Source organism: Leucobacter sp. 1207-22, assembly GCF_052850455.1.
In genome coordinates this window covers 499,091-523,774 of the sequence record NZ_VXCR01000002.1, presented here as the reverse complement: position 1 = coordinate 523,774, position 24,684 = coordinate 499,091, and the positions used below count along the sequence as shown (strand labels likewise).

Here is a 24,684-nt window from a genome sequence, read left to right as displayed (position 1 = left end):
CCCCTATGCGCATTGTTGTTGTCGGTGGAGTCGCCGCTGGGATGAGTGCGGCCGCGCGTGCGCGCCGCCTTGATGAGGATGCCCAGATTATTGTGCTGGAGCGCGGCGAGCATGTCTCGTTCGCGAACTGTGGTTTGCCGTACTTTGTTGGCGGTGAAATCGTCGAAGAGTCCGCACTCTTGCTCCACACACCTGCGACGCTGCGAGCGGCACTCGACCTCGACGTGCGCGTTGGGAACGAAGTCGTTGGACTCGATGCAGAGGCGAAGACCATCACCGTGCGAAATGACGAGGGAGAGCAAGCGCTCTCGTATGATGCGCTGATCCTTGCGCCAGGTGCGACCGCGGTGCGACCAGACATCGCCGGAATCGATTCACCGCGCGTGCAGACGCTACGTACCGTTGGCGACGCCGTCGCGCTACGTGAAACCGTTGAGACCGGCGCGCGCCGAGCTGTTGTGCTCGGTGCAGGGTTCATCGGTGTTGAAGCAGCTGAGGCGCTGCGCCTGCGTGGCCTCGAAGTGGACATCGTGCAGTCAGCGTCTCATGTGCTCGCGCCGCTTGAGCGGGAGATGGCGAGCCGGGTCACGGCAGAACTTGACCGTCTCGGCATCACGGTGCACGCGGGAACGACCGCGACCGCCATCACCGAAGCCGCAGAGGGAGCAGAAGTTGTCCTGAGTAACGGGCATCGGATCACAGCTGACATGGTCGTGCTGTCAGCTGGCGTAAGTCCTGACACTGAGGTGTTCGCAAGTGGTGGCGTAGACGTTGAACGCGGCGCAATTGTGGTCGATGAGCATGGCCGAACGAACCTTGCTGACGTGTACGCGGCGGGGGACGCCACGGTGTCGACGGACTGGGTCACAGGGATCAGGCGTCCAGTTGCGCTTGCAGGTCCTGCAAACCGAGCGGGGCGCCAGATTGCCGATGCGATCTTGCGGCCAGCGGCCGCGCGGAGAATTCCGGCGCCGGTTGGCACGGCAATTATTCGGGTGGGCGAACTGACTGCAGCAATGACTGGCGCAAACCGTGCCGCCCTCGACCAAGCCGGTATTGCGTATGAGACGCTGCACTTGCATCCCGCGCAGCACGCTGGATATTTCCCCGGCGCAACCTCAATGGCGCTCGTCGTGCATGTTCGGGCGAGTGATGGCTTGGTGCTCGGTGCGCAGGGGGTGGGCAAGGAAGGCGTCGATAAGCGGATTGATGTGCTTGCGACTGCGATCCGCGCTCAGTTCACTGCAGCGGATCTCATTGACCTCGACCTCGCCTACTCGCCCGTGTATGGCAGCGCGAAGGATCCAGTGAATATGGTTGGAATGGTGGGGTCGAACGTCATCGATGGCACCCTCGCCCTGTGGCATGCGGAGCAGTGGGAAGCGATTCGTGAGGATGTCTTGGTGCTCGACGTGCGTAGCGTTGAGGAGTTCGACGCTGGACACCTGCCAGGGGCGCTGAATATTCCGCATACGGAACTCCGCGAACGAATTGGCGAGGTGCGTGAGGCTGCCGCTGGAAAGCCAGTGCGAGCCCTCTGCGGCTCGGGCGTGCGATCTCATATTGCGCATCGTGTGCTCGTGCAGGCCGGGTTCGACTCTGCCTCGATGTCTGGTGGCATGAACACGCTGCGGGATGTGCTCGGCACCGATATCCTCGTTCGCTAGAGACTGGTAACGGTACTTCTGCTCGGCAGGAGTACGTCGAACACTCAACGTGGGTGAACGAGGAGCGTCAGATGAGCAAGGTGCAGGCAGGAAACGGTCAAGAAGCCGGGGTGCGCGGGCCGCGCGTTCTCGTGCGGCGCGCGACTGCGTGGGTGCTCAAGCTCAGGCTTGTGCGAGCATTCATGCTCTACGGCGAAAACCGTGGGGCGACATACGCAGACAGCATCACCTATCGTTCACTCTTTAGCGTGTTTGCGGGAATACTGCTCGTGTTTTCGTTTGCTGCGCTCTGGCTCGGGGGAGACCCGGCTGCGATGGCTTCCCTCGAAGGGGCGGTCAATCGTGTACTTCCTGGGGTGCTAGATCTCGTGGATCTGTCACAGATCGCAATTCCCTCAGCGATGTCAGTCGTTGGCGCGCTCTCCCTTGTCGGCCTGATTGGCGCCGCGATTGGTGCGATAGGGAGCTTGCGTGTTGGGTTCCGCGAAATCGCTGACGAACTGCATGACGACGGAATGTTCATCTGGGTGCTGCTGCGAAACTTGCTCGTTGCTATTGGCTTCGGTGGGCTTCTTGTCGTCTCTGTCGTGCTCGCGTTGATGACCTCGGTCGGAATCGAGGTGTTGTCTTCCTGGGTTGGCCTGTCTGAGACCTCGACTGCGATGGTGGTCCTTGCGCGGATCCTGAGCGTGCTCGTCGTGTGGTTCATCGACACGCTTGCGATCGTCATTGCGTTTGCCCTGCTCGCTGGTTTCCGTGCGACACGGGGAGCACTCTGGCTTGGGGCAATGATTGGCGGGGTCGGTCTCACGGTGCTGCAAGAGCTGTCGAGCCTGTTTGTGCGGGGCGCAACGGCAAACCCACTGCTTGCCTCGTTTGCGGCGCTCATTGCCCTGTTGCTGTGGTTCAATCTCTCGGCGCAGGTGATTCTGTTCGCAGGCAGTTACATCGTGACTGCCACAAGGGATTCCGAAGCTCGTGGCGCAGGGAAGGGCGGTCCAGCCACCTTGGCGGAATATCGCGTACAGCGAGCGGAAATCGTGCATGATGTCGCGACGCGGGATCTTGCCATCGCACGCGTATTGGCTAATAAAGAAGCTGAGAAGCGGCGTCGAGAGTAACGCCCAGAATACTGAGCGGGGTATCCTGGAGGTGCCCGCGAAATGGAGGAATCATGACTGCGCAGATCGATACTACGAGTGAACCTACCCAGCATGATGCTGAGGCACAACGTAAGGTACTCAACCGGCTGCGTCGTGCGCAGGGGCAGCTGGGTGCTGTGATCTCTGCGGTTGAACGTGGAGACAACTGTCGCGATGTCGTGCAGCAGCTTTCTGCGGTCTCGAAAGCTCTTGATCGAGCTGGATTCCTCGTCATTTCCTCTGCGTTGAAGGACTGCATGACAAACCCTGATGACTCGGGGAATCCGAACCCAGAGGAACTTGAGAAGTTGTTCCTCTCCCTGGCATAAGACAAAGGTTCGGGCACATGCGTGGAAGTGCATGTGCCCGAACCTTTTGCTGCGTCTCGACTCAGTATGAACGCGTCTGCGGGGTCTTCGCGATCCGCCGGTACTTGCGGTTGCGCGGCACCAGAATCAGTGAAGCCACGATGATGGCAATGACTGAAGCAGAGATGATCGCTACCTTCGCGTCTGACTGTTCAAAGCTTCCTTCTGGGAAGCTCAACTCGGCGACAAGCAGCGAAACCGTAAACCCGACGCCCGCGAGAGCGCCCATGCCGAACAAATCAATCCACCGAATTGAGGGGTCGATCGGCTTGCGGGTGATGAGTGTCATGAGCCACGTCACCAACGTGATGCCGATGGGCTTGCCGAACACCAGCGCAGCAACGATTGCGAGCGTCAGAGGCGCGGTAACGGCAGCTTCGACTCCGGCCCAGCCCCCGATGTTCACGCCTGCTGCGAGGAACGCAAAGACGGGAACTGCAAAACCTGCAGACATCGGTCCGAACCGGTGCTCCAGGCTCTCGGAAAGTCCCGGTGCATCTTTCGGCTGCTTCGAGCCGCGAGCGTGCAAGACGGGAACGGTGAAGCCGAGCAGGACACCAGCGATGGTCGCGTGAATGCCGGAAGCGTGCATCAGCGCCCAGGCCGTGAAGCCGAGAGGCAGCAGGATGAGCCAAGCCAGGATGGGGCGAGTGAGGAACGCCGCTTGCCAGCGTTGGACGACAAAGCCATAGACGGCGATGACGAGTAGAGATATGGCGAGCGGCACAAAGTTCAGGTCGTCTGTGTAGAAGATTGCGATGATGCCGATTGCGATGAGGTCATCGACGACCGCAAGCGTGAGGAGGAAGATTCGCAGGGCGCTCGGCAGGTAGGAACCGATGATCGCCAGCACTGCAACGGCAAAGGCGATGTCGGTCGCTGTGGGAATCGCCCAACCGCCAAGCAGGTCTGGTTCATTGCGAAGGAGCACGACGTAGATGATTGCGGGAACCGCGACGCCTCCAACTGCAGCCGCAATTGGCACGATAGCGGTGCTGAAATTACGCAGGTCTCCCGAGACAAATTCGCGCTTCAGCTCAAGGCCGACAATGAAGAAGAAAATGGCAAGCAAGCCGTCTGATGCCCACTGGCCGAGCGACAACTCAAGATGCCATGGTTCGTAACCAATCTTGAAGTTTCGAAGCGCAAAGTAGCTGTCAGCAGCGGGGGAGTTTGCCCAGATGAGGGCAATAACTGCTGCAATAACGAGCAGCATGCCGCCAACGGTCTCGCGACGGAGGAAGCTGCCAATAGCTGCACGTCGTGACGAGTGCTTCTCGGCGTCGCTAGCAGGGGTAGCGGGGGTCGTGGATTTCGGTTCAGCCATGAGGCTCCTTGGGTGTGGGAAACAAACTGTCGACCAGACTTCCCGACGCACCATCCACGCACGAAACGCGGAACTCTTGTAGATACTACCCATACTCGCTGGGGGTGCCGCAATCAAGTGCGCAGTGATCTTTCGTGAAAACAGAGAGAAACTCTCGATTCTCTCGTGACATAGCTATGGTCGATAGGTATGAAGCAGCCAAATTCGACAGGACGATTAGCGCGCGCACTTCAAGGAGTTCCGGAGACCTCTCGAATTCCACACCCGGCGTTGCTCCCAGGAATTGGTGTTGAGCAGACTGGAACGCGTTTCCCTACAAACAAATTTGTCCTTGGCGGCGCTGTTGTCGCAACACTTGGCGTGATTGCCTGGGCGTTCATCGCCCCAGAGAACCTGCTTGAGGTCGGGTCAACCTCCCTCACCTGGGTCACCATGAATTTTGGGTGGCTATTTGGCGCGCTTGCGATTGCTGCTGCGCTCTTCATGATCGTCGTTGGTTACGGTCGCACAGGTGGTATTCGGCTCGGCGCAGACGAGGAAGAGCCAGAGTACTCAACAACCTCATGGGTCTCGATGCTTTTCGCAGCAGGCCTCGGTATCGGCCTGCTGTTTTACGGCCCGCTTGAGCCGCTGACCTACTTCCAGAATCCGGCCCCGAGCCAGGCGGTCGTCGGCGGATCGCCTGCGGCAGCCTTGCCTGCAATGGCGCAAACCATCCTGCACTGGGGGCCCATTGCGTGGGCGTTCTATGCACTCGTGGGTGGAGCAATTGCTTACAGCACGTTCAGGCGCGGGCGCGCTCCACTGATCTCGGCGCTGTTTGAGCCGGTGTTTCCTGGATCGAGCAATCGTATTCTCGGACGCTTGATCGACTTCTTCGCCATTGTCGTCACGCTGTTCGGTACGGCAGTCTCGCTGGGAATCGGCGCGCTGCAGATTCAGAGCGGCTTCATGTTGGTCACCGGTCTTGGCGAGATGGGGAACATGTTCCTCATCGGCTCGATTGCGATTCTGACGGCGCTGTTCATTGCCTCCGCGGTCTCTGGCGTCAAGCGCGGTATTCGGATCCTGTCGAACACCAACATGTTCTTGACGGGACTGCTTGGCCTGTTCGTACTCATTGCGGGCCCGACCGTGTTCCTGCTGAACTACATGCCTGCATCGCTCGTCGAGTTCTTCAACCAGCTTGGTTCGATGCTGTCTTTGAACGCGAATGATGGTCCTGAGGCGGTCGAGTTTCTCGGTTCCTGGACCACCTACTACTGGGCGTGGTGGGTCTCTTGGACGCCATTCGTCGGCATGTTCATTGCGAAGATTTCACGTGGCCGTACCCTGCGCGAGTTTGTGACCGTCGTGGTATTCGTGCCCTCTGCGATTGTCATCGCCTGGTTCGTTGTCTACGGTGGCACGGCTATTTGGATGTCTCAGCAAGGCATTGACCTGCAAGCAGGCGGCACAAGTGAAGAGGTGCTGTTCCAGCTTCTGCAACGTCTTCCGCTTGGCATGATTACCTCGGTGATCGCGATGACTGCCGTCATTATCTTCTTCGTGACCGCAGCCGATTCGGCTTCGATTGTGATGGCCTCCATGTCTCAGTCGGGTCGTCCAGAACCCGCAAAGTGGGTGACGGTGCTGTGGGGACTCCTCCTGGGCACCATTGCGGCGGCGCTGCTGCTCGCTGGCGGGCGCACTGCGCTGTCGGGGTTGCAGTCGATCATGGTGGTGTCTGCCCTCCCATTCGCAATCATCGTCATTGGCATCATGATTTCTTGGGCGAGAGAGCTCGGTACTGACCCCTTTATTATTCGGCGACGATACGCTCGGGCTGCGATTGCGCAGGGTGTGCGTCGTGGCATCGATGAGTACGGTGACGACTTTGTGTTCGAGGCGAGTGAAGTGCCCGCAGACGAGGGTGCTGGTGCCGGTTTCGACAGTGAAGATCCCGCACTGACTGAGTGGTACATTGACGCGACGACCGGGCCGATCGACACCATCACTGCGGAAGACGTTCGCCGCACCCTTGAGCCAGGCCGAATCCAGGATCCTGCGGAAAACCCGCCGTCCCGTGCGGCGTCTGGTGACGCTTCGCTGACGGTTGGCGAGAAGCCTGAGGGAGAGAATCCTGGGGGAGGAACGCCGGAGTCTGACGAGCAATCAGATTCGCCGACAGATCCGGCGCCTGAAAAGTAGGGCGCGGATCGCGTGCTGGGAATTCCCAGCCACGCAAGAGGGGGTGCAGCCGGATTATTCCGGCTGCACCCCCTCTTGCGTTGTGAGGTGACGTTATTTTGTCTCCTGCTGAGCCTTCAAGAGATCGCGGATCTCGGTGAGAAGCTCGTCTGTCGTGGGTCCTGCCGGAGCCTCTTCTGCTGGTGCGCCCTTAAGCTTGTTCATCGGGAGCACGAAAACGAAGTAGACAACCGCGGCAACGATGACGAAGTTCAGCAGTGCGCCGAGCACTGCTCCGAAAGCGAGAACGCCGCCACCCGGGAGCGTAACTGCGAGGGCGCCATCGAGTGAATCTGCCTTGAAGATCATTCCGATGATCGGATTGATGAACGATGTAACCATGCGATCAATGACTGCGTTAAATGCTGCACCGATGACGACAGCGACCGCGAGGTCGATGACGTTTCCGCGCATCAAAAACTCTTTAAAACCCTTAAGCATGGTTGAACCCCCTGTGCATGAACTGTAGACGCTACGAGAGTATTCCACTTTGCGAGTTCAATGGAAGAGCACAGGGGGTTCAGCGGCGCGTTGCGTTGTTTCCGTAACGCGCCGTGCCATTACTTTGCCGCTGCGGCAAGCGCCTTATCAAGATCCGGGTCGTGCGAGTAGTCCCACTGTTCACCGTTGATGAGTACGAGCGGAGTGCCCAAGAGGCGCTGGGGGCCGTCTGCCTGCGGGTTGTGTTCAGCATCGAGGAGCTTTGCGCCGTCTGCGAGGCCGACAATTCCCGACCCGCTGAGCATCTCTTCTGAATTCTTGTCAAGGAAGGCGCCATAGGGGACGGTCATTGCGCAGTCGACGAACTCCTGAGTGTCTGCGATGCCGACCTCCTTTGCGAGTTTGACGAGCTCTTCGTTTGAGAGACCCTTCGTGTTCTCGGCAGGCTGTACCTTCGCGCTCAGCAGCGTCGACTGCAGTTCGTACGCGTACTCAGGCTGCTGTGACACCGTGCAGGCAAATAGGTTGGCCGCACGAGTGGAGTAGTTGGTTCCCTGAGACATACGGTTCAGGAAGGTCAAAGGGGTGACCTCGAGAGAGATTTCTCCCGCATCGACCTTCTCTGTCAGCATCTCGCCAAAAGTCTGCTCGAATGAGCCACACGCGGGGCACATGAAGTCAACGAAGACCGAGACCTGCGTGGGGGCCTTCACTGAGGACGTGTCGGTTGCTACGCGATCCGCGCCCGCCGAGAGGGGAGCCGATGCGACCACCGAATCAGTCGAGGTAAACAGCGCACCACCCGACTGCATGTTCGCCGGAGCCGAGTCGAATTTCGTCTGTGACACGTAATTTTCGGAGTCGCTGCCGGTTGAGCACGCTGTGAGGCCGCCAAGAACGAGCGCAACTACAGCGCCTGCCCCCGCGAGGATTGGAAGTTTCTTGCGGAGGTGGTTCGCGTGCGTCATATCAGGTTCGTCCTTTGTGCCGTCAACTAGGTTTCGCTTGATCGTAGCTTTACAAACCGTAAAAGAACGTGAGAAATATGCTTCGGTTTCACATGGGATGGTGAATCCTGGAAGAATGAACACTGCTGACACACAGTGATGTGGCAGCTGATGACTGGCCTGGACTGGCCCAGACACGGCCAAAGGAGCGACGTGAAGTACATTTCGACCCGTGGGGGTATGGAACCTGCAGAGTACGGTGAGGTGCTGCTTGAAGGTCTCGCGACTGACGGCGGCCTTGTAGTCCCTGAGACTGTTCCGCAGGTGACAAGCGAGACGATCGAATCGTGGCGCGACCTCTCATACCCCGAACTCGCGGCTGAAGTGCTGAGCCTGTACGCACATGACATTCCGCGTGCTGACCTGGACGCGATGTGCGCACGTGCCTATAGCCGCGACACGTTCGTTGCTGATGAGGTTGTGCCAGTTACGAAGCTTGACGATGAGATCACGCTCGTCGGCTTGTCAGAGGGGCCGACCTTGGCTTTCAAGGACATGGCTATGCAGTTCCTTGGCCAGTCGCTTGAGTACGTGCTAGCCCGCACTGATCGCACGCTGAACATCGTTGGTGCGACCTCGGGGGATACAGGCTCCGCGGCTGAATACGCGCTGCGCGGCAAGGACGGCATCGCTGTCTTTATGCTGTCTCCCCAGGGGCGTATGAGTGACTTCCAGCGTGCACAGATGTACTCGCTCGATGACGAGAACATCCATAACATCGCGCTTGAGGGTGTTTTCGATGATTGCCAGAACCTGGTGAAGGCCCTCTCGGGCGATCTTGAATTCAAGCGTGAGAACCACCTGGGCACCGTGAACTCGATCAACCTTGGTCGTATCAGCGCGCAGATGGTCTACTACTTCTGGGCGTGGCTACGTGTTACTGATGCATTGCCGGTGACCGAGCGCGCAGGGTTTGAGGTGTCCTTCACGGTACCTTCTGGAAACTTTGGCAACATTCTGTCTGGCCACATGGCGAAGACGATGGGGCTTCCTGTGCGCAAGCTTGTTCTCGCTGCAAACGAGAACAATGTGCTCGACCAGTTCTTCCGTACGGGCCTGTACGCACCCCGGAGTTCGGCGGAAACGTATCTCACTTCAAGCCCTTCAATGGATATTTCGAAGGCGTCGAACCTTGAGCGGTTCATCTACGATCTCCTCGGACGTGACGGAGAACGTCTCTCGGCTGCATGGCGAGAGCTCGACGAAACGGGCAAAATCGACCTCACCGCAGAACACGCTCGTCTCGAGGGTGAGTTTGGTTTCGTGAGTGGCACCAGCACTCACGCTGACCGTGTGGCTACGATCCGCGCAACGTTTGAGGGAACGGGGGTCATCATCGACCCGCACACTGCAGACGGCGTCAAGGTCGCGCGTGAGCACCTGGAGCCTGGCGTGCCCATGCTAGTGCTTGAAACCGCAAAGCCCGAGAAGTTCCCGGAGATCGTATTCGAAGCAACCGGCAAGCAGCTTGGCATGCCAGAACATCTTTCGGGCCTGCTCGATCTCCCGCAGCACGTCACCGAGATGGCGGACGACGAGGCGCAGCTGCGCGAGTTCGTCGCGGCACGGGCAGTCAAGCCATAACTTGAGGTCTTGCAACTCGCCCGAGTTGCGGAGAGACCTCGTGAATTTCGCCTGATTGGTGCCTGTGGGGCGCAGAAGCACTTCCTTCTGCGCCCCACAGTGGTATTACTTGCGCTCCTGCCTGCCTCTTTTTCTGATGCGGGGCGAGTCGTCCTCTGATCAGGCGAAACTGCGGTGACACTCCCGGCGAATTTGTGTCAATTTGCGCATGAAGTCATATGCATGCCAAGATATATCTCGTTGCCACGGCAGCTGGAATTGATTCCTGCGGCGAAGTCAGCACGGCCCCATCGTATAGCGGCCTAGTACTCCGCCCTCTCACGGCGGCAACGCGGGTTCGAATCCCGCTGGGGTCACAAACTAGGCAAATCCCTCATCTCTCGCAGATGAGGGATTTTTGTTTTCCAAGGGCATCTCATCTTGTGATGCGAGCCAGTATTAGCGAGTGCCGGTGTCAGCGAGTGCCGGTGTCTCGCGAAGTGATGTGGCGCTGATCACCTTGGGCGAGCCTATAAATCGCTGTTTCGGCAGCGAACACTACACCTTCTCTGGATCCGCTGTTACCCTCGTTGGCAACCGTGGCGACGACGCTCGGTTGGCGTGCAGGGAGGCCGAAATGTCGAACGTGTGGCGCGCGCTCAGGCGCGGGGAGTCAGTACGAGATCGCAGGCGTGTACTTGAGCAAGCACACGAAGACTTCGTTACCGGCCGGCACGGTGTGACGAGGGCAGAGCTGCATGCTAGACATGCCAGCCTGGCGATGCTGCGGCCAGTGGTGCTGGATTCTTGGCTGCGCACCCGGGGGACTGACCCTGATCGTGTGCCGTGTGCTGAGGCGCTTTCTGCTGAGCACCTCGAACAATTGCAGCGTACGCATCCGTTGCGCCAGGCGATGCCGGTGGTGCGCAGGCTGTTACTTGAGGAGGCAACGGAAAGCGGGTTCATCGTTGCACTGGGCGATGCGGCGGGAAGGCTCCTGTGGGTGGAGGGTGACCGGGAACTTCGCGGGAAAGCCGCAGACATTGGATTTCGGCCCGGCATGGACTGGTCTGAATCGGAGGTAGGCATGAGTGCTCCAGGGAGCGCGCTCGCGCTTGATCACGGGATTCAAGTGCTCGGTGCTGAGCACTACTCGCGTGCCGTGCACGAGTGGAGTTGCACTGCCGCGCCAGTGCATTGTCCCAGCACTGGCGCAATCATTGGTGTGCTCGATGTGACTGGCGGAGATCTTGCGGCCTCACCCCATGTGCTCCCACTCGTCAAAGCGACACTCGCGGCGGTTGAAGCTGAGCTTGCGGTTGGCGCGCTGAAAGCGGCGATCCAACGCGAAGGCAAAGGAAACCGTGTCGTGCGGCACTCAACGCCACCTGCTGTACCTCGTCTCATGGTGCTCGGACGTGATCCTGCGCTCCTGGAACTGAGTGCTGGCGCGGTTCCGCTGAGCCAGAGGCACGCCGAGATTCTCGTCGCCCTTGCTACTGAGCCTGCCGGGCTCGGAGCAGCGGACCTTGCGGAACGGGTCTATGGAGCAGCAGAATTTGAAGGAACGCTTCGCCCAGAGCTTGTGCGATTGCGTAAATGGCTGACTGCACAGAACACGGGAGTGCAGATCCTCGCGCGACCGTATCGGCTCAGTGGATCGCTCCGTGTTGACGCGGTCGAAGCGCTTGAAGCAATTGCACGTGGCGCGCATAGGCTTGCATTCGCGGCCTATGAAGGTCCTGTCTTGCCTGGTTCTGACGCTCCGGTTGCGGAAGAATTGCGACGCGATGTCGACGGTACGTTGCGCGAGGCGCTGTTGCAACAGGCGACTCCTGATTTGCTCTTCGACTATGCGCTGCGGTGGGGAACTGAGGACGTTGAGGTGTGGCAGACGCTTCTGCAAGTCTTGCCCCCGCAGAGCCCTCGCAGGGCAAGAGTTGTTGCGCGACTTGAGTCGTTGCGGCCCTGAGATGAGCCGATCTGGCGCACTGCAACGTTGATGCAACGTCGCCTGCATAGGCTGAGCCACAGGAAAGCTACCTTTCCCGGTGCTCACCAAACAGCGGCGCACAACGACCACTGAGGGCATCAAGACAACGACGTCGAAAGAGGCCGAAACAATGGTCGTGTATGCATCGCCCGGACAGCCCGGGGCGCTAGTGAATTTTAAGAGTCGCTACGAGAACTACATTGGTGGCGAGTGGGTTCCTCCTGTGAAGGGCCAGTATTTTGAAAACGTGACTCCCGTCACAGGCCAGGTCTTCTGCGAGGTCGCCAGGGGGACCGCGGAAGACATCGAACTCGCACTCGACGCGGCGCATGCCGCAGCGCCAGCTTGGGGGAGCACCAGTCCCGCCGAGCGTGCGAACGTGCTGAACAAGATTGCGGATCGAATCGAGGCGAACCTCGAACTGCTCGCGGTCGCAGAGACCTGGGACAACGGCAAAGCGGTGCGCGAGACACTCGCTGCTGACCTGCCGTTGGCGGTCGACCACTACCGCTACTTTGCGGCTGCGATACGTGCGCAGGAAGGTGGCATCTCGCAGATCAACGAAGATCTTGTTGCCTATCACTTCCACGAACCGCTCGGCGTGGTCGGGCAAATCATTCCGTGGAACTTCCCTATCTTGATGGCGACGTGGAAACTCGCTCCAGCCTTGGCAGCAGGTAACGCGATCGTGCTGAAACCAGCAGAGCAGACACCGGCTTCGATTCTCGTATTGTTTGAGCTGATCGGTGACCTGTTGCCACCTGGTGTGGTGAACATCGTGAACGGCTTTGGCGCCGAGGCGGGCAAGCCGCTCGCGACCAACAAGCGCATCCGGAAAATTGCATTTACCGGAGAGACCACCACCGGTCGTCTCATCATGCAGTACGCATCGGAAAACATCATTCCGGTAACCCTCGAACTTGGCGGGAAGAGCCCAAACATCTTCTTTGAAGATGTGATGGCCAAAGACGACGCGTTCTGGGATAAAACCCAAGAGGGCTTTGCGATGTTCGCGCTGAATCAAGGCGAAGTGTGTACGTGCCCATCGCGTGCGCTGGTGCAGCAGTCGATCGCTACAGACTTCTTTGATGCAGTGGTTGAACGCGTTGAGCGGATCAAGCGGGGCAACCCACTCGACACCGAGACGATGGTGGGTGCCCAGGCTTCGAATGATCAGTTCGAAAAGATCAAGTCTTATCTGGAGATTGGTCGGCTCGAAGGAGCGGAAGTGCTGACCGGTGGTGGGCCGGAGGATCTCGGTGGCGAATTCGCAGGTGGCTTCTACATCCAGCCGACGGTCTTCCGTGGCGATAACTCCATGCGGATTTTCCAAGAAGAAATCTTCGGACCGGTCGTTGCTGCCACGACGTTCCAAGATTTTGATGATGCGATGCGGATTGCAAACGATACGCTCTACGGTCTCGGATCCGGGGTGTGGAGCAGAGACGGGAATACCGCGTACCGAGCGGGCAGGGCAATCCAGGCCGGTCGCGTGTGGATCAACAACTATCACTCGTATCCCGCGCACGCAGCCTTTGGCGGCTATAAGTCGAGCGGCATCGGTCGGGAAAACCACCTCATGATGCTTGACCACTATCAGCAGACCAAAAACCTGCTAGTCAGCTACAAGGAAGAGGCAGACGGCTTCTTCTAAGCCTCACTTCACAGGCCGTCTTGGCCGGCGGCGTCGCTGAGAATGACGCCGAAGCTCAGCACACAATTCACGGGTGCAAGCGCACTCGAAATGTTGAAAGGTTTATTCCAATGAACGCTCAAGCAATGCAAGCAGCAGTCGTCCCTTCATTCGGCGCAAAACTCAACGTGAGTTCGCAGCCGACACCTTCTCCTGGCCGTGGGCAGGCGCTCGTGCGCGTACTCACCACCGGCGTGTGTCACACGGATCTTCATGCGGTGGAGGGGGACTGGCCGGTGAAACCCACACCCCCGTTTATTCCTGGACACGAGGGCGTGGGCATCGTCGAGGCCGTTGGCGAAGGAGTCACCAACGTACAGGTCGGCGACATGGTCGGTAACGCATGGCTCTGGTCGGCCTGCGGGCACTGTGAACACTGCCGTACTGGCTGGGAGACGCTGTGCGAAAGCCAGCAGAACGGCGGCTACTCAGTTGATGGTTCGTTCGCGGAATACATGCTGGTTGACGCCGAGTACGCTGCAATCGTTCCGGCTGGGTCTGATCCTGCTGAAGTTGCTCCCGTGCTGTGCGCTGGCGTCACCGTATACAAGGGCCTGAAAGTTACGGGAGTGCGTCCCGGCCAATGGGTGGTCATTTCTGGTATCGGTGGCCTGGGACATATTGCGGTGCAATATGCGGTGGCAATGGGCATGCGAGTTGTCGCAGTTGACATTGCTGACGACAAGCTGGCGCTTGCGAAAGCTCACGGCGCGGAAGTCACGGTGAACGCCCGCGACGAAGATCCAGTTGCAGCTGTTCAACAGGCGACGGGAGGTGCACACGGCGTGCTCGTAACTGCGGTGCACCCATCTGCGTTTGGCCAGGCGATCGGCATGACCCGACGCGGCGGGACGATTGCCTTCAATGGGCTTCCTCCGGGGGATTTCCCCGCACCTATTTTTGACATTGTGCTCAAGGGGCTCACGATCCGCGGCTCGATTGTCGGCACCCGGCAAGACATGATTGAGGCTCTCGACTTCTATGCTCGTGGCCTGATCCATCCGACGATTGCTGAGCGTCCGCTCGGCGATATCAACGACGTCTTTGACGAAATGCGCGCTGGCAGCATTGATGGTCGCGTGGTGTTGCGTCTGGCGGATCGCTGAAACGCATAAGCGGTGTGAGTTGAGATGATCCGCTTCGGTTGTGGGGTGGATCATCTCAACTCCTGCAGCGGCGGCAGTCACACAGGAGGCAGGCATGAGTATGCAAGGCAAGGAACGCGAACCATACGTAGAGCGAGAACCTTCGGGTGCGGCAACCGAAGAAGTTCACGCCATTGCGGCCAGACCGGAGGTCGCCGGAGAGACGCTCAGCAGGCTCGCCTTTACCGCGAGTGCGATCGAATTGATTGAGAAGCTCTGGTCGATGCATGGTCCACTGATGTTTCACCTGTCGGGTGGGTGTTGTGACGGGAGTGCGCCAATGTGCTATTCCGCCGGAGAATTTCGCGTGGGTGGGGGAGACGTCTTGCTCGGAACGCTCGAACTCTCAAATGAGCGTGAAATTGGCTTCTGGATGTCAGGGGAACAGTTCATTCTCTGGGCCCACACACACTTGACGGTAGACGCTGTCCCTGGGCGAGGAAGCGGATTTTCGCTTGAAGCCCCTGAAGGGCAACGTTTCCTCATTCGTTCGAAGCTGCTGCAGTAAGGATGTAAAGACAGAAGGTCGCCATGAGAGGCTGCTGACGAACGTGGAAAACTGAGGCTATACCTTGCGACTTGCCGAAGATAATGCTCCGATTTGCAGGTGAACTCAACGGCGTGCAAAAATATACATGTTGCAACGGCAGCGGGGAGTGATTCCCGAGGCCATGTCAGCACGGCCCCATCGTATAGCGGCCTAGTACTCCGCCCTCTCACGGCGGCAACGCGGGTTCGAATCCCGCTGGGGTCACCAACTAGGCAAAATCCCTCACCTGAGAACAGGTGAGGGATTTTTGTTTCTTCGGTAAGGCTCTGGTTCAGCCCTGGAGTTTGCGGCGCGGTCGCGCACTCGGGGTTCGTGTCGCTCTATTCAGCGGCCCCTCGAAGTGCCGCTGCAATGAACTGAGTGATGACCGTGGGGCCAAACCCAAGCTCTCGCATTTCAGCGACGTATGCGGCGCTGAGTGCCGTCGCAGTTTCTGCCGCTTGCGGATCCGCAGGTGCAATATCCGAGATAAAGGTGCCCGCACGTCCGCGGGTGACGACGTAGTCCGTCGCTTCGAGCTCCCGGTAGACGCGTGCAACGGTGTTCGCAGCCATACCAAGCTGTTCGGCAAGCTTGCGCACTGGGGGAAGACGATCGCCGGCAGCGAGTTCGTGGCGCATGATCTGTTGGGCGATCTGGCGTCGAAGCTGCTCATATGGTGGCACTGACGATTGTGGGTCAACCGAAAGCTTGACGATGATGTCCATTCGATGTTCCTTTCGGGTGTTGTGAAATCGTGCGACTGTGCAGCGATGTAACGTCATTGTAGATCGATGTGGCGTCGGTGAAAACCTGAGATCTCATTGACGCAATAATTGAAATGACTAAGGTGAAAATCATGAGCACGCCGAAGACGCAGCCCACTGACGCGAATGTCGCGGAGTTTCTTGATGCCGTCGAACCGTTGAAACGACGCAGTGATGGCCTGAGGCTCGCAGAAATCTTTCTCGAAGAGACCGGTGAACAGCCGGTGCTGTGGGGACCAACTATGATCGGCTATGGCAGCTACCAGTACGTGTCACCAGCGAAGACGGCAACCCGTGGCACCTGGCCCAAAGTGGGTTTCTCGCCGCGCAAGGCCCAGCTTTCCCTGTACGGACTCAAAGACCTCCCAGAAGGGGCGCAACTGCTCCCGCAGCTTGGGAAGTATTCAGAGGGTCGAGGCTGCGTCTACGTGCGCAAGCTTGAGGATATCGACGAGGCCGTGCTGCGCGAGCTGATTCGCATTGGGGCAGGGCGTGAGGACGACCCCGATCCGAGAAAGGGTACGGCCGAGTAACCCTCGGAAACCAGAAAGTCGCGGCACCTGGTGGGGAGCCGCGACTGATGAGTGCTCAGACTGTCAGAGTTATTCGGTTTTGCCGCCCGCGATTGCGTCATCGATAAGTTCGCGATATGAGTCAGTGGTTTGTGCGGCGACAGCCTTCACCGCGGGGCGCTCAAGGCCAGGGAGCGGAAGCATGGCAGCATCGCGGAAGTACGCAAGCTCCTGAATTGACTCAGCGATGTCAGCGAGCGCGCGGTGACCGCCGCGCTTTTCTGGCGCGAGCGAGTACGCATGTGGGTACCAGCGGCGGCTGAGTTCCTTGATTGTCGAAACGTCGATGCTGCGATAGTGCAGACGCTCTTCGAGGGTAGGCATGTACTTTGCAATAAAACGTCGGTCCATGCCGATGGTGTTGCCAGCGACGAGCGGACGACGACCCTTGGTGACGAGTGAGTTCACATACGCGAGCACCTGCTCTTCGGCAGCTGCGACGGTAACACCCTCAGCAATTTTCGGGAGCAGACCTGATTTCTCGTGCATTCCACGCACGAAATCGTTCATGTTCTCCATGGCGGCTTCGCCTGGATTGATGATGATTTCGAAACCCTTCGCGTCGAGCGGCTTCAAGTCGAAGTCGGTGATGATGAGTGCAATCTCGCACAGGCCATCACGATCCGCGTCGAGTCCCGTCATCTCGCAATCGATCCAGACGATCTGCTCTGCGGGTGTGTTCGACACGTGGGCCTCCTTGTGGACATTTGGGGAAAAGAAACGCGAAATCGTGCGAGAAAACGCAACGCGCGAAAGCCCAGTCTATCGGCGCAGGTAGGCTTGGAGCATGGCTGTTCTTCCCATTACGATTTGCGGTGAGCCCGTACTGCATCGCCCGGCTGAGCCGGTAACTGAGTTCGATGCGGATCTGCGCAAGCTCGTCGACGACATGTTCGATACGACTGTTGCCGCGCCTGGCGTTGGTCTCGCGGCCCCTCAGGTCGGCATTAATAAGCGCATCTTCGTGTGGATGTATGAGGACCAAGACGAGGCGCCTGCGCAGGGCGTCGCAATCAACCCAGAGCTGTGGATCTCACCGCCGGTTCCTGGCATCCCAGGCGAGGATGAAGAAGAAGGTTGCCTCTCGTTCCCGGGAGAGCGTTTTGCGCTCCGTCGTTCAGAACGCGCGTTGCTCCGTGCGCAGGACATTGACGGCAACCCCTTCGAGATTCAGGCATCTGGCTGGTTCGCGCGTATCCTGCAGCACGAATTCGATCACCTCAACGGGCTGCTCTATGTCGACCGACTGCAGCACCCTGAAAACAAGGCAGCGCTGAAGGCGCGTCGCCGTAACGGGTGGGGCCAGCCTGGCCTGACCTGGATGCCGGGCGAGGACGACCTCGACGCATAGTTGTTTTGCCGCTGAGGCGTGAAACGTGTGAACCCCCTTTTCGGAGGGGGTTCACACGTTTCATTGGGCTGAATGATGTGCCGGGCTCAGTCCGCTGTGCGATCCGCTCGCAACGTGCGTGAGTCAGGCATTATGGTCCAATACGCCGCGGCGATCGCAGTCAACGCCGCTGTAACCGCGAACGCCCATCCGAATCCTGCCGCATCGACGATTGCGCCGGCAACAAGTGGGCCGAGTACACCGCCCAGGTCGCTCGACATCGAATACGTCGAGACAACGGTGCCACCGCGGCGGCTCCCCATGACGTCCGCGAGTACGGCCTGGTGGCCAGGATTCGCAAGCGCAGAACCCATGCCCGCAACGACCATGATCGCGGCAGCCTGCCAGACCTCATGTGCAAGTGGGAACGTCGCGTAGCTCACTGCGACGACACTGAGCCCCATGACAAGCATGGGTTTGCGGCCTATCGTGTCGTTCCAGCGCCCGGACGGAAGAATGAGGATCGCGTTACCTGCCGCGTATCCTGCAAGCACCCACGCTGCGAGAGCCGCGTCTCCATTGAATACGATCGCGACGAACAGCGGGATGATTGAGATGCGCACACCGAATGAGGTCCAGCCGAACGCGAATACCGATACCAAGAGTGCTCGGTAGTGACGGAAGCTCAGAGCTTCACCGAGCTTCATGGGTCGCGCTGGCTGGTCTGACTTTGCCTTGCGTGCGGTCGCGTGCTTACTCCGAAGTGCGACCGTCACGATAATTGCTGCGATAACGAGCGTGATGAAGTAGAACACGAACGGCGCGCGCACGCCATATCCCGCGACGATACCGCCAAGCACCGGGCCCAGAAGTCCACCGAGCAGGAACGACGCCGAGTTGACGCTTGCAACCCGACCGCGGGCATCTGGCGGACTCACCTCTACGAGTAGAGCGGTCGCAGCGATGGTGAACATCGCCGATCCAAGACCACCCACCCCGCGCAATACCAGGAATTGCGAGTAGGACTGTGCGAGTGCCGCCGCGCCCGTTGACCCCGCGACGATCAAAATGCCAAGCGTATAGGTGCGCCGTTCACCAAGCTTGACGACGACCCAACCAGCGAGGGGAGCGCCGACGAGACGCATGAGCGCGAATGCGCTCACGATCGCAGAGGCAGCGAACGTCGATACCCCGAACTCGAGCGCAAATTGTGGAATTACTGGCGCAACAACGCCGTACCCGAGCGCGACCGTGAACCCGCCAGCGACGAGCGCCCAGACCTCAAACGGTAACGAGGACCTCGACTGCTGTGACATTGAACCAGTCTAGCTGCGGGGGACTGCCGTGATGCTCGGTGACACCGGCGTTCGGCTCGCCGCACTCTCGAGCATGCTCAGTGCCACCCTGCTGAGGCGGCGCACCCGGCCCATTGAAAGAGCAGCTTTTGCGAGAGCGTACATAGTAGACTGCTCTGGTGGCCTCCGTAGCTCAGGGGATAGAGCAGCGGCCTTCTAATCCGCTGGTCGTAGGTTCGAATCCTACCGGGGGCACTTTTTGACCAATACGCTGAACGTTCTGACGTCACCTGCTACTTGGGCATTGCTGTGCACGGTTGGCGCAGTTCCGTCGTTTCTCGCTGGCGCTGGCATGGAGCTTGTGCCTTTCTTCTTGGCGATCCTCGCTGGCGGGTGCGGTGCGATGTGGGGCGCGGCACTGGTTCAACGACGATACTCACCACGCGTCAGCGTGATTGTTCTGGCCGCAATCCTCGTGCTGCTTGCTGTGCTTGTCGTGGGTGCTTCGAGTGCTGGCGTCAGGCAAAGTATGTTGGGGATGCCTGCTCCGATCGTTGGTCTGCTGCAATTCGCTGCAGTGGCTGGCTGCCCTGCGGGCACGTGGATTGCGATGACCTTATTCGCCAGGGCGCTGTTGCATAGCGGAAGGCGGCGTCCCGATCCGCCAGCCTGGCGAGTCGAGCATGTTCGATCGAGCTGCGAGCTGCAGGCTGTTCCGCTGGCCCCGCGTGCGTATTGGGCGTGGATCGCCGCGTGCATCGGAACAACTGGAGCGGTTGTCGCTGCATTGCTTTGGTGGGGTGGCGCATGGCTCTTGCACGCCGGACCGATGGTCACTGCGCTGGTCATCGGTGTCGGCGCGTGGCTGCCATTCGCATTGGGCAAGGTGCTGCTACACCGCGTTCAACGGCGGCGCGTCACGGTGAGGTGGCTTCCGGCCTCACTTCAGGTCTCGACGGACGAACGTGTGTGGAGTTTTCCGCTGCGCCACATCGAATCGTTGAACTGGCATCGATCCGGTGCGTTGGCGCGGCTTGAGGTCCGTTCGAGCGGGCCAGCTCGCGCACAGCGTCTGTACGTTTGGGTTGGCGACGGTGCGCGAGCTCAGGAGCAGACAGCGCTCCCGCCATTGCTGCAGCGGCATGTTCGCGCGCTGAGTGCAGCGGGCCTCAAAGCCGTTGGTGAATTATCGGCGACACATGGCACTCGTTTTCGGCGCATCACATCTGAGTGAAGTTTGCGGCTGTTGGCGCCCCGCCGCACTTCGCCAATCCTCGAGAACGTTCATGAGTGCCGCCAATACTCAGCTAGCACTGCGAGTATGTGAACTGTGATGTGCTGAAGGGCGCAGCACAGACCTAGGAAAGGTGGCAGGTGTGGCCGGAGCGCGGACGATCCCAAAACCACGGAAGGCTGAAGTAGCCTTTCTCGTCTTCGGCGGCGGAGTCTTCGGGGCATCAATGTTGCTCGCTCTGGCTTATTGTGCCGTCTGTGTGCTGCCTGCAACGGTACAAGCAGCCGGCTAGCTCACCGATTCCGACGGTGTCGCGTGAGCGGCAAGGGGATGCGGTAGCTCAGCCACCGACGCGGCTGGGCGACGCCGAGCCCGAGCCAACCAGCGTCCGTCTACTCGTTCGATATTGATGGGGTGATCGAACGCGTCTGAGACGAGCGAAGTCGTCAAGACCTCTGGTGCGGCACCGGAGGCAAGAATCTTGCCGTGCTTGAGAAGCGCAGCGTGGGTTGTGGTCTCTGGAAGTTCCTCGAGGTGGTGCGTGACCAGCACCGTCGCGAGCTCAGGGTGTGAATCGTGTAGCTGGTCGATGGTTTCGAGAAGCTGTTCCCGAGCTGCGACATCAAGCCCTGTCGACGGCTCGTCAAGAAGCAGAAGTTTTGGATCCGCGATGAGTGCGCGCGCAATGAGCGTTCTGCCGCGTTCGCCTTGGGACATGGTTGGCCAAGTAGCGTGCGCGACCGGACGGAGTCCGAGGAGGTCGATGAGTGCATCTGCGCGCTCTACAAGGTCTGCTCCGGGTTCCCACTGTCTCATGAGCTCAGTTGTGCCAGTGGCGCCGGTGAGCACCACCTCGCGTATGGAAAGCGGCGATTGCAGGCGGTGACGCGGGTTGACGTGCCCGATTGATTCGCGCAATGCGCGGATCTCGACCCGTCCGAGTTGTTGACCGAGCACGTGCACTGTGCCGCGTGTGGGATGCGCCTCGGCACCGCACATGCTGAGCATGGTACTTTTGCCGGCGCCATTTGCGCCGATGAGTGCCCAGTGCTCGCCAGCGCGGACTGTGAACTGGATATCGTCAAGGATTGTCCGTCCGTTGCGCACAATGTCAACGTGGGAGAGCTGGAGCACCGTTGGGTATTGCATGACATCCTTTATACCGCGTCGTCAAAATGCGTTGTCTGGCGAACGACTGCGGGACTGAGGGGCAGGAGCCCCCTCAGTCCCGCAGTCATGTGCGCTTACTTCTGGGTGGGAAGAGCCTCGTAGGTAAGCCAGGTCGTCTTCGTCGCGAGCGAGTCGTACAGTGCCTGCGCGGTGTGGTTATCGTCTGCGGTTTCCCACTGGACGATGCCGCAGTCTTCAGCCGCGGCCTTGTCGGTGAGCGCACCAATGAGCGCGCGGCCAACGCCACGGCCTCGTGCGTCTGGTGTGGTGAACAGGTCATCCAGGAAGATGTTTTTGGTACCGACATAGGGTGAGAAGAAGTAGCGGTAGTGCGCGATGCCCTGAATGGCGCCATCGAGCTCAGCTACGAGCGCGTAAGCTCCGTGATCACCGGCCATGAGCCACGACCACACGCGTGAGACAACCTCTTCTGATTCTTCGAGCTTGTAGAACTCGCGGTAGGCGCGGAAGAGTTCGCGCCAGCGCTGCTCGTCGGCTGCTGCGATGGGGCGTACCTGCAGGGGAGTGGTGTTCATGCTGTGTTCCTCGTTGGTGTTGTGGAGTGAGCCGGTGTGCGCGCGAAAGCTGGCATCCGACGTCGGTTACCCAATCCTCTCGGTAAGTGGTATCGAAGAATATGCCAAAATTGGTAAAACCAGGAATACCACTTTGGAAGTGAGATTGACATGGATCCCATTCCACTGCTGCATCTCGAACGCGATTCGACGCAGCCACTAACGGCGCAGCTTGCCGAGCAGCTTCGTGACGCGATCATCACTGGCAAACTGTTGCCTGGCGATCGACTGCCGTCGACGCGGCGACTTGCCGAGTCGCTGGCCGTTTCGCGCACGGTTGTTGTTGGGGCTTACGAGCAGCTGCTTGGCGAAGCCTTCTTCGATAGCGCCCCAGGTTCTGGCACCCTGGTCTCTGCCGAGATTCCAGAGTGGCTGGTCAAGGCGCCCACAACGGGCACAGCCGAAGCGGGAGCTGATCTGTCTGCCGGAGCGCGGAGCAATACAGCGCAGAGCCCTGCTGCGTCGACCAACTCGGCGCCAATCACGCTGATCACTGGACAGCCGTATGTGTCTGCTGATCCGCCGCGGGAATGGCTGCGGGCCTTGGGTCGCGCCGCGCACGAATCATGGTCGAGTGAGACAATCCCGGCATCTGGGTACAGCGAACTCCGAAACGCGCTGGCGGCGCACGTTCGATTCTTTCGTGGCGTGAGGTGCGCAGGTGACGACATCATTATTACGTCTGGAACTTCTGAAGCCCTGCTCCTGATTGGAATTGCCCTCGCACAGGTGCGCGCACATCGAACGCCGCGAATTGCGGTTGAAGACCCTGGTTATCGGGATGGCGTCGTTGCGCTGACGAGCGCAGGAGCCACAGCGGTGCCAGTACGAGTTGGCGAACACGGCATTGATCTCGCCGATCTCACACGCGTGGACTCAGAGGTGGATCTTGACGCGGTCATGCTGACACCGAGCCACCAGTATCCGCTTGGCGGACGACTCCCGGCAGATGAGCGGCTGGCACTGCTCGAATGGGCGCATCAGAACAACGCATTCGTGATTGAAGATGACTATGACAGCGAGTTTCGCCACACCGGCCCGGCGTTGCCGTCCATGGCTTCACTTGACGCGCACGGGGTGACTCTGTACATCGCAAGCCTGAACAAGACGTTTAGCCCGACGCTGCGCTGCGGAATGATCGTATTGCCGCAGGGCAATGCGCCCATGCGGGAGGCGTTGCTTCGCGCTCGCACTGCGATTGGCTCGAGCGTGTCAGCGCATACACAGTTCGCGCTTGCGGAGTTTGTTGCCAGTGGCGGACTGAAACGGGCGGTGGCGCGCAATAAGCGCGAGTACCGTCACCGCAGGGAGCTCGTGCTTGAGATGCTTGAGCGGCGCGGCTTCAACGCGCTCGGAGCTGATGGGGGACTGCACGTTGTGCTTGAACTTCCGCCGCACATTGATGCGACTCTTGCAGCTGTGCGACTGCGCCAACGCGGAGTCGTTGTGGAACCGCTCGCAGAGTTTGCGACCGGTTCGCAGCTGCGAAATGGATTGGCAATTGGGTACGGGCACGAAACAACGCCTCGTTTGGTGCGGGGAGTAGGCGAGCTATTGACTGTGCTTGCCGAACTTGGGCGCTAGCGACTTGCGGTGGGCAGGGAGTGGCATCCCGTTGCGAGCCAACTGATGATCTCGGACGCTGGCTCGTCTCGTGCCGCGCGGTAGCCTGTGCCTGCCCAGAGGTGGAGCCGCTCAGTATCGCCTTGCCTGGAGGCAGCTGTTCGCAACGGCCGAGTGAGATGGTGCACGGCCGGGTACGATTCGATGGCGAGATCCGCGAAATGAGCGGTGAAGTCGTTGTCGAGCGCACGGGCAAGTCGGCCAGTGAAAGCTCGCGTGAGAACAGTCTGTGTGAAACGTGGATCTGTCAGCGCTGACCGATGGGCGGGTGAGGTTCCGGCTTCATGGGCACGAAGGAGGAGCGTGCCGACTGCGACCGCGGAAGCGCCGCGGCTCAGCAACGCCGACACCGCTGAGGGGCCATCTACCCCTCCTGCTGCGATCAGCGGGCAATCAGTGATGCGCCGTATCTCAGCAACAAGCTCGTCAGTTGCGCTTGGCATGAGCGCCGCATGCTGGTCGTGAATAGCCGAGTGGCCGCCCGCTGCAGCACCTTGCACGACGAGCCCATCAACGCCAGCACCGAGCGCAAGATTAGCCTCTGCCGCTGACGTGACCGTCGCGTAGACCTGCGTGCCGACCTGTTGCAACGCACTAATGGCACCGTCGACCGGTAAGCCAAACGTCAACGACACAACGGGAACGGGAGACGCAACAAGCCCCGCGATCTTGGCGTCCCAATCATCGGTGTCGACGCGGGGCCGCGGATCAAGGGTGACCCCGAGCGCAGTCGCCTCCGGCTGAATCGCCATTGCGTATGCGCGAAACTCTGGGATATTCGTTGGTTCTGGCTGGGGGACGAAGAGGTTCACACCGAAGCGTGGCGTGCTTTCGCGTAGCTCTGCGACCTGCGCCATGAGCGCATCTGCAGTTTGGTATCCGCCCGCAAGAAACGGAAATGCGCCCGCTGCTGCGGTTGCACGCGCAAGCGCTACCGTGGTCGGGCCACCCGCCATCGGAGCGGCAACCAGTGGGACCGGTGTCTGCAGAAGTGGATCGGAACGCACGGCAACC

At 59.7% G+C, this 24,684-nt stretch carries 22 protein-coding genes and 3 tRNA genes; 16 read left to right on the top strand and 9 right to left on the bottom strand.

Annotated features, from left to right (window positions below; genetic code table 11):
* Positions 1–5: 5 nt before the first annotated feature.
* The 3 genes from FW756_RS05660 to FW756_RS05650 all read left to right on the top strand — a co-directional run bounded on the left by FW756_RS05660 (position 6) and on the right by FW756_RS05650 (position 3,138).
* A complete protein-coding gene (locus tag FW756_RS05660; protein WP_446429179.1) occupies positions 6–1,667 on the top strand; it encodes an FAD-dependent oxidoreductase in 1,662 nt (553 codons plus the stop codon).
* Between the two features lie 71 nt (positions 1,668–1,738).
* Positions 1,739–2,788 carry a YihY/virulence factor BrkB family protein gene (locus FW756_RS05655; RefSeq protein WP_446429178.1) on the top strand — a complete coding sequence of 350 codons (1,050 nt, stop codon included), beginning with the start codon at positions 1,739–1,741 and terminating at the stop codon, positions 2,786–2,788.
* Between the two features lie 53 nt (positions 2,789–2,841).
* A complete protein-coding gene (locus FW756_RS05650) occupies positions 2,842–3,138 on the top strand; it encodes a metal-sensitive transcriptional regulator (RefSeq protein WP_446429177.1) in 297 nt (98 codons plus the stop codon).
* Positions 3,139–3,199: 61 nt separating this feature from the next.
* Here the strand turns inward: FW756_RS05650 and nhaA are convergent, their stop codons facing one another.
* Positions 3,200–4,504 (bottom strand): Na+/H+ antiporter NhaA, encoded by a 1,305-nt coding sequence (nhaA, locus tag FW756_RS05645; protein WP_446429176.1) that lies wholly within the window; start codon positions 4,502–4,504, stop codon positions 3,200–3,202.
* Between the two features lie 189 nt (positions 4,505–4,693).
* Here nhaA and FW756_RS05640 point away from each other — a divergent pair, with 189 nt between their 5' ends.
* Entirely contained in the window at positions 4,694–6,694 is a 2,001-nt protein-coding gene (locus tag FW756_RS05640; RefSeq protein ID WP_446429175.1) for a BCCT family transporter, read from the top strand.
* Positions 6,695–6,787: 93 nt separating this feature from the next.
* Here the strand turns inward: FW756_RS05640 and mscL are convergent, their stop codons facing one another.
* Complete coding sequence (gene mscL / locus FW756_RS05635) at positions 6,788–7,174, bottom strand: large conductance mechanosensitive channel protein MscL (RefSeq protein WP_446429174.1); 387 nt, start codon at positions 7,172–7,174, stop codon at positions 6,788–6,790.
* Positions 7,175–7,293: 119 nt separating this feature from the next.
* Positions 7,294–8,142: a DsbA family protein gene (locus FW756_RS05630; protein ID WP_446429173.1), complete on the bottom strand. Its 849-nt coding sequence runs from the start codon at positions 8,140–8,142 to the stop codon at positions 7,294–7,296.
* 192 nt (positions 8,143–8,334) lie between these two features.
* Here FW756_RS05630 and thrC point away from each other — a divergent pair, with 192 nt between their 5' ends.
* From thrC to FW756_RS05595, 7 genes are all read left to right on the top strand, one after another.
* Complete coding sequence (gene thrC / locus FW756_RS05625; protein WP_446429172.1) at positions 8,335–9,765, top strand: threonine synthase; 1,431 nt, start codon at positions 8,335–8,337, stop codon at positions 9,763–9,765.
* A 283-nt stretch (positions 9,766–10,048) separates the two neighbouring features.
* Positions 10,049–10,121: transfer RNA gene (locus FW756_RS05620), tRNA-Glu, on the top strand.
* Positions 10,122–10,381: 260 nt separating this feature from the next.
* Positions 10,382–11,716: a GAF domain-containing protein gene (locus FW756_RS05615; RefSeq protein WP_446429171.1), complete on the top strand. Its 1,335-nt coding sequence runs from the start codon at positions 10,382–10,384 to the stop codon at positions 11,714–11,716.
* A gap of 151 nt (positions 11,717–11,867) precedes the next feature.
* Entirely contained in the window at positions 11,868–13,391 is a 1,524-nt protein-coding gene (gene exaC / locus FW756_RS05610; RefSeq protein WP_446429221.1) for an acetaldehyde dehydrogenase ExaC, read from the top strand.
* A 125-nt stretch (positions 13,392–13,516) separates the two neighbouring features.
* On the top strand, positions 13,517–14,536 hold the full coding sequence (adhP, locus tag FW756_RS05605; RefSeq protein WP_446429220.1) for an alcohol dehydrogenase AdhP: 1,020 nt from the start codon (positions 13,517–13,519) through the stop codon (positions 14,534–14,536).
* A 100-nt stretch (positions 14,537–14,636) separates the two neighbouring features.
* A complete protein-coding gene (locus FW756_RS05600) occupies positions 14,637–15,083 on the top strand; it encodes a DUF779 domain-containing protein (protein ID WP_446429219.1) in 447 nt (148 codons plus the stop codon).
* Positions 15,084–15,256: 173 nt separating this feature from the next.
* A tRNA-Glu gene (locus FW756_RS05595) sits at positions 15,257–15,332 on the top strand.
* Positions 15,333–15,445: 113 nt separating this feature from the next.
* Here the strand turns inward: FW756_RS05595 and FW756_RS05590 are convergent.
* The gene (locus tag FW756_RS05590) at positions 15,446–15,832 is read right to left on the bottom strand and encodes a GntR family transcriptional regulator (protein WP_446429170.1); all 387 of its coding nucleotides are present in this window, start codon (positions 15,830–15,832) and stop codon (positions 15,446–15,448) included.
* 131 nt (positions 15,833–15,963) lie between these two features.
* Between FW756_RS05590 and FW756_RS05585 the strand changes: the two genes are divergently transcribed.
* Entirely contained in the window at positions 15,964–16,404 is a 441-nt protein-coding gene (locus FW756_RS05585) for a DUF1801 domain-containing protein (RefSeq protein WP_446429169.1), read from the top strand.
* Positions 16,405–16,473: 69 nt separating this feature from the next.
* Here the strand turns inward: FW756_RS05585 and orn are convergent, their stop codons facing one another.
* The gene (gene orn / locus FW756_RS05580) at positions 16,474–17,130 is read right to left on the bottom strand and encodes an oligoribonuclease (RefSeq protein WP_446429168.1); all 657 of its coding nucleotides are present in this window, start codon (positions 17,128–17,130) and stop codon (positions 16,474–16,476) included.
* A 100-nt stretch (positions 17,131–17,230) separates the two neighbouring features.
* Here orn and def point away from each other — a divergent pair, with 100 nt between their 5' ends.
* Complete coding sequence (def, locus tag FW756_RS05575; RefSeq protein WP_446429167.1) at positions 17,231–17,794, top strand: peptide deformylase; 564 nt, start codon at positions 17,231–17,233, stop codon at positions 17,792–17,794.
* A gap of 86 nt (positions 17,795–17,880) precedes the next feature.
* Here the strand turns inward: def and FW756_RS05570 are convergent, their stop codons facing one another.
* Positions 17,881–19,089: an MFS transporter gene (locus FW756_RS05570; protein WP_446429166.1), complete on the bottom strand. Its 1,209-nt coding sequence runs from the start codon at positions 19,087–19,089 to the stop codon at positions 17,881–17,883.
* A gap of 161 nt (positions 19,090–19,250) precedes the next feature.
* Here FW756_RS05570 and FW756_RS05565 point away from each other — a divergent pair.
* Together FW756_RS05565 and FW756_RS05560 are read left to right on the top strand one after the other, a co-directional pair.
* Positions 19,251–19,323: transfer RNA gene (locus FW756_RS05565), tRNA-Arg, on the top strand.
* A 4-nt stretch (positions 19,324–19,327) separates the two neighbouring features.
* The gene (locus FW756_RS05560) at positions 19,328–20,302 is read left to right on the top strand and encodes a hypothetical protein (protein WP_446429165.1); all 975 of its coding nucleotides are present in this window, start codon (positions 19,328–19,330) and stop codon (positions 20,300–20,302) included.
* A gap of 288 nt (positions 20,303–20,590) precedes the next feature.
* Here the strand turns inward: FW756_RS05560 and FW756_RS05555 are convergent, their stop codons facing one another.
* Positions 20,591–21,451: an ABC transporter ATP-binding protein gene (locus FW756_RS05555; RefSeq protein ID WP_446429164.1), complete on the bottom strand. Its 861-nt coding sequence runs from the start codon at positions 21,449–21,451 to the stop codon at positions 20,591–20,593.
* Between the two features lie 95 nt (positions 21,452–21,546).
* Positions 21,547–22,008 carry an N-acetyltransferase family protein gene (locus FW756_RS05550; protein ID WP_446429163.1) on the bottom strand — a complete coding sequence of 154 codons (462 nt, stop codon included), beginning with the start codon at positions 22,006–22,008 and terminating at the stop codon, positions 21,547–21,549.
* 150 nt (positions 22,009–22,158) lie between these two features.
* Here FW756_RS05550 and pdxR point away from each other — a divergent pair, with 150 nt between their 5' ends.
* The gene (pdxR, locus tag FW756_RS05545; RefSeq protein ID WP_446429162.1) at positions 22,159–23,631 is read left to right on the top strand and encodes a MocR-like pyridoxine biosynthesis transcription factor PdxR; all 1,473 of its coding nucleotides are present in this window, start codon (positions 22,159–22,161) and stop codon (positions 23,629–23,631) included.
* Here the strand turns inward: pdxR and FW756_RS05540 are convergent.
* Positions 23,628–24,677 carry an NAD(P)H-dependent flavin oxidoreductase gene (locus FW756_RS05540; RefSeq protein ID WP_446429161.1) on the bottom strand — a complete coding sequence of 350 codons (1,050 nt, stop codon included), beginning with the start codon at positions 24,675–24,677 and terminating at the stop codon, positions 23,628–23,630. The genes pdxR and FW756_RS05540 overlap by 4 nt on opposite strands.
* Positions 24,678–24,684: the final 7 nt, after the last annotated feature.

What these genes read in the sequence shown, in the direction of transcription:
- adhP (WP_446429220.1), top strand. Translation starts at nt 13,517, where the DNA reads ATGCAAGCAGCAGTCGTCCCTTCATTCGGCGCAAAACTCAACGTGAGT.
- FW756_RS05640 (WP_446429175.1), top strand. Translation starts at nt 4,694, where the DNA reads ATGAAGCAGCCAAATTCGACAGGACGATTAGCGCGCGCACTTCAAGGA.
- exaC (WP_446429221.1), top strand. Translation starts at nt 11,868, where the DNA reads ATGGTCGTGTATGCATCGCCCGGACAGCCCGGGGCGCTAGTGAATTTT.
- FW756_RS05660 (WP_446429179.1), top strand. Translation starts at nt 6, where the DNA reads ATGCGCATTGTTGTTGTCGGTGGAGTCGCCGCTGGGATGAGTGCGGCC.
- pdxR (WP_446429162.1), top strand. Translation starts at nt 22,159, where the DNA reads ATGGATCCCATTCCACTGCTGCATCTCGAACGCGATTCGACGCAGCCA.
- FW756_RS05615 (WP_446429171.1), top strand. Translation starts at nt 10,382, where the DNA reads ATGTCGAACGTGTGGCGCGCGCTCAGGCGCGGGGAGTCAGTACGAGAT.
- FW756_RS05570 (WP_446429166.1), bottom strand. Translation starts at nt 19,089, where the DNA reads ATGTCACAGCAGTCGAGGTCCTCGTTACCGTTTGAGGTCTGGGCGCTC.
- FW756_RS05655 (WP_446429178.1), top strand. Translation starts at nt 1,739, where the DNA reads ATGAGCAAGGTGCAGGCAGGAAACGGTCAAGAAGCCGGGGTGCGCGGG.
- FW756_RS05650 (WP_446429177.1), top strand. Translation starts at nt 2,842, where the DNA reads ATGACTGCGCAGATCGATACTACGAGTGAACCTACCCAGCATGATGCT.
- FW756_RS05555 (WP_446429164.1), bottom strand. Translation starts at nt 21,451, where the DNA reads ATGCAATACCCAACGGTGCTCCAGCTCTCCCACGTTGACATTGTGCGC.
- FW756_RS05600 (WP_446429219.1), top strand. Translation starts at nt 14,637, where the DNA reads ATGCAAGGCAAGGAACGCGAACCATACGTAGAGCGAGAACCTTCGGGT.
- nhaA (WP_446429176.1), bottom strand. Translation starts at nt 4,504, where the DNA reads ATGGCTGAACCGAAATCCACGACCCCCGCTACCCCTGCTAGCGACGCC.
- FW756_RS05590 (WP_446429170.1), bottom strand. Translation starts at nt 15,832, where the DNA reads ATGGACATCATCGTCAAGCTTTCGGTTGACCCACAATCGTCAGTGCCA.
- def (WP_446429167.1), top strand. Translation starts at nt 17,231, where the DNA reads ATGGCTGTTCTTCCCATTACGATTTGCGGTGAGCCCGTACTGCATCGC.
- FW756_RS05550 (WP_446429163.1), bottom strand. Translation starts at nt 22,008, where the DNA reads ATGAACACCACTCCCCTGCAGGTACGCCCCATCGCAGCAGCCGACGAG.
- mscL (WP_446429174.1), bottom strand. Translation starts at nt 7,174, where the DNA reads ATGCTTAAGGGTTTTAAAGAGTTTTTGATGCGCGGAAACGTCATCGAC.
- FW756_RS05585 (WP_446429169.1), top strand. Translation starts at nt 15,964, where the DNA reads ATGAGCACGCCGAAGACGCAGCCCACTGACGCGAATGTCGCGGAGTTT.
- FW756_RS05630 (WP_446429173.1), bottom strand. Translation starts at nt 8,142, where the DNA reads ATGACGCACGCGAACCACCTCCGCAAGAAACTTCCAATCCTCGCGGGG.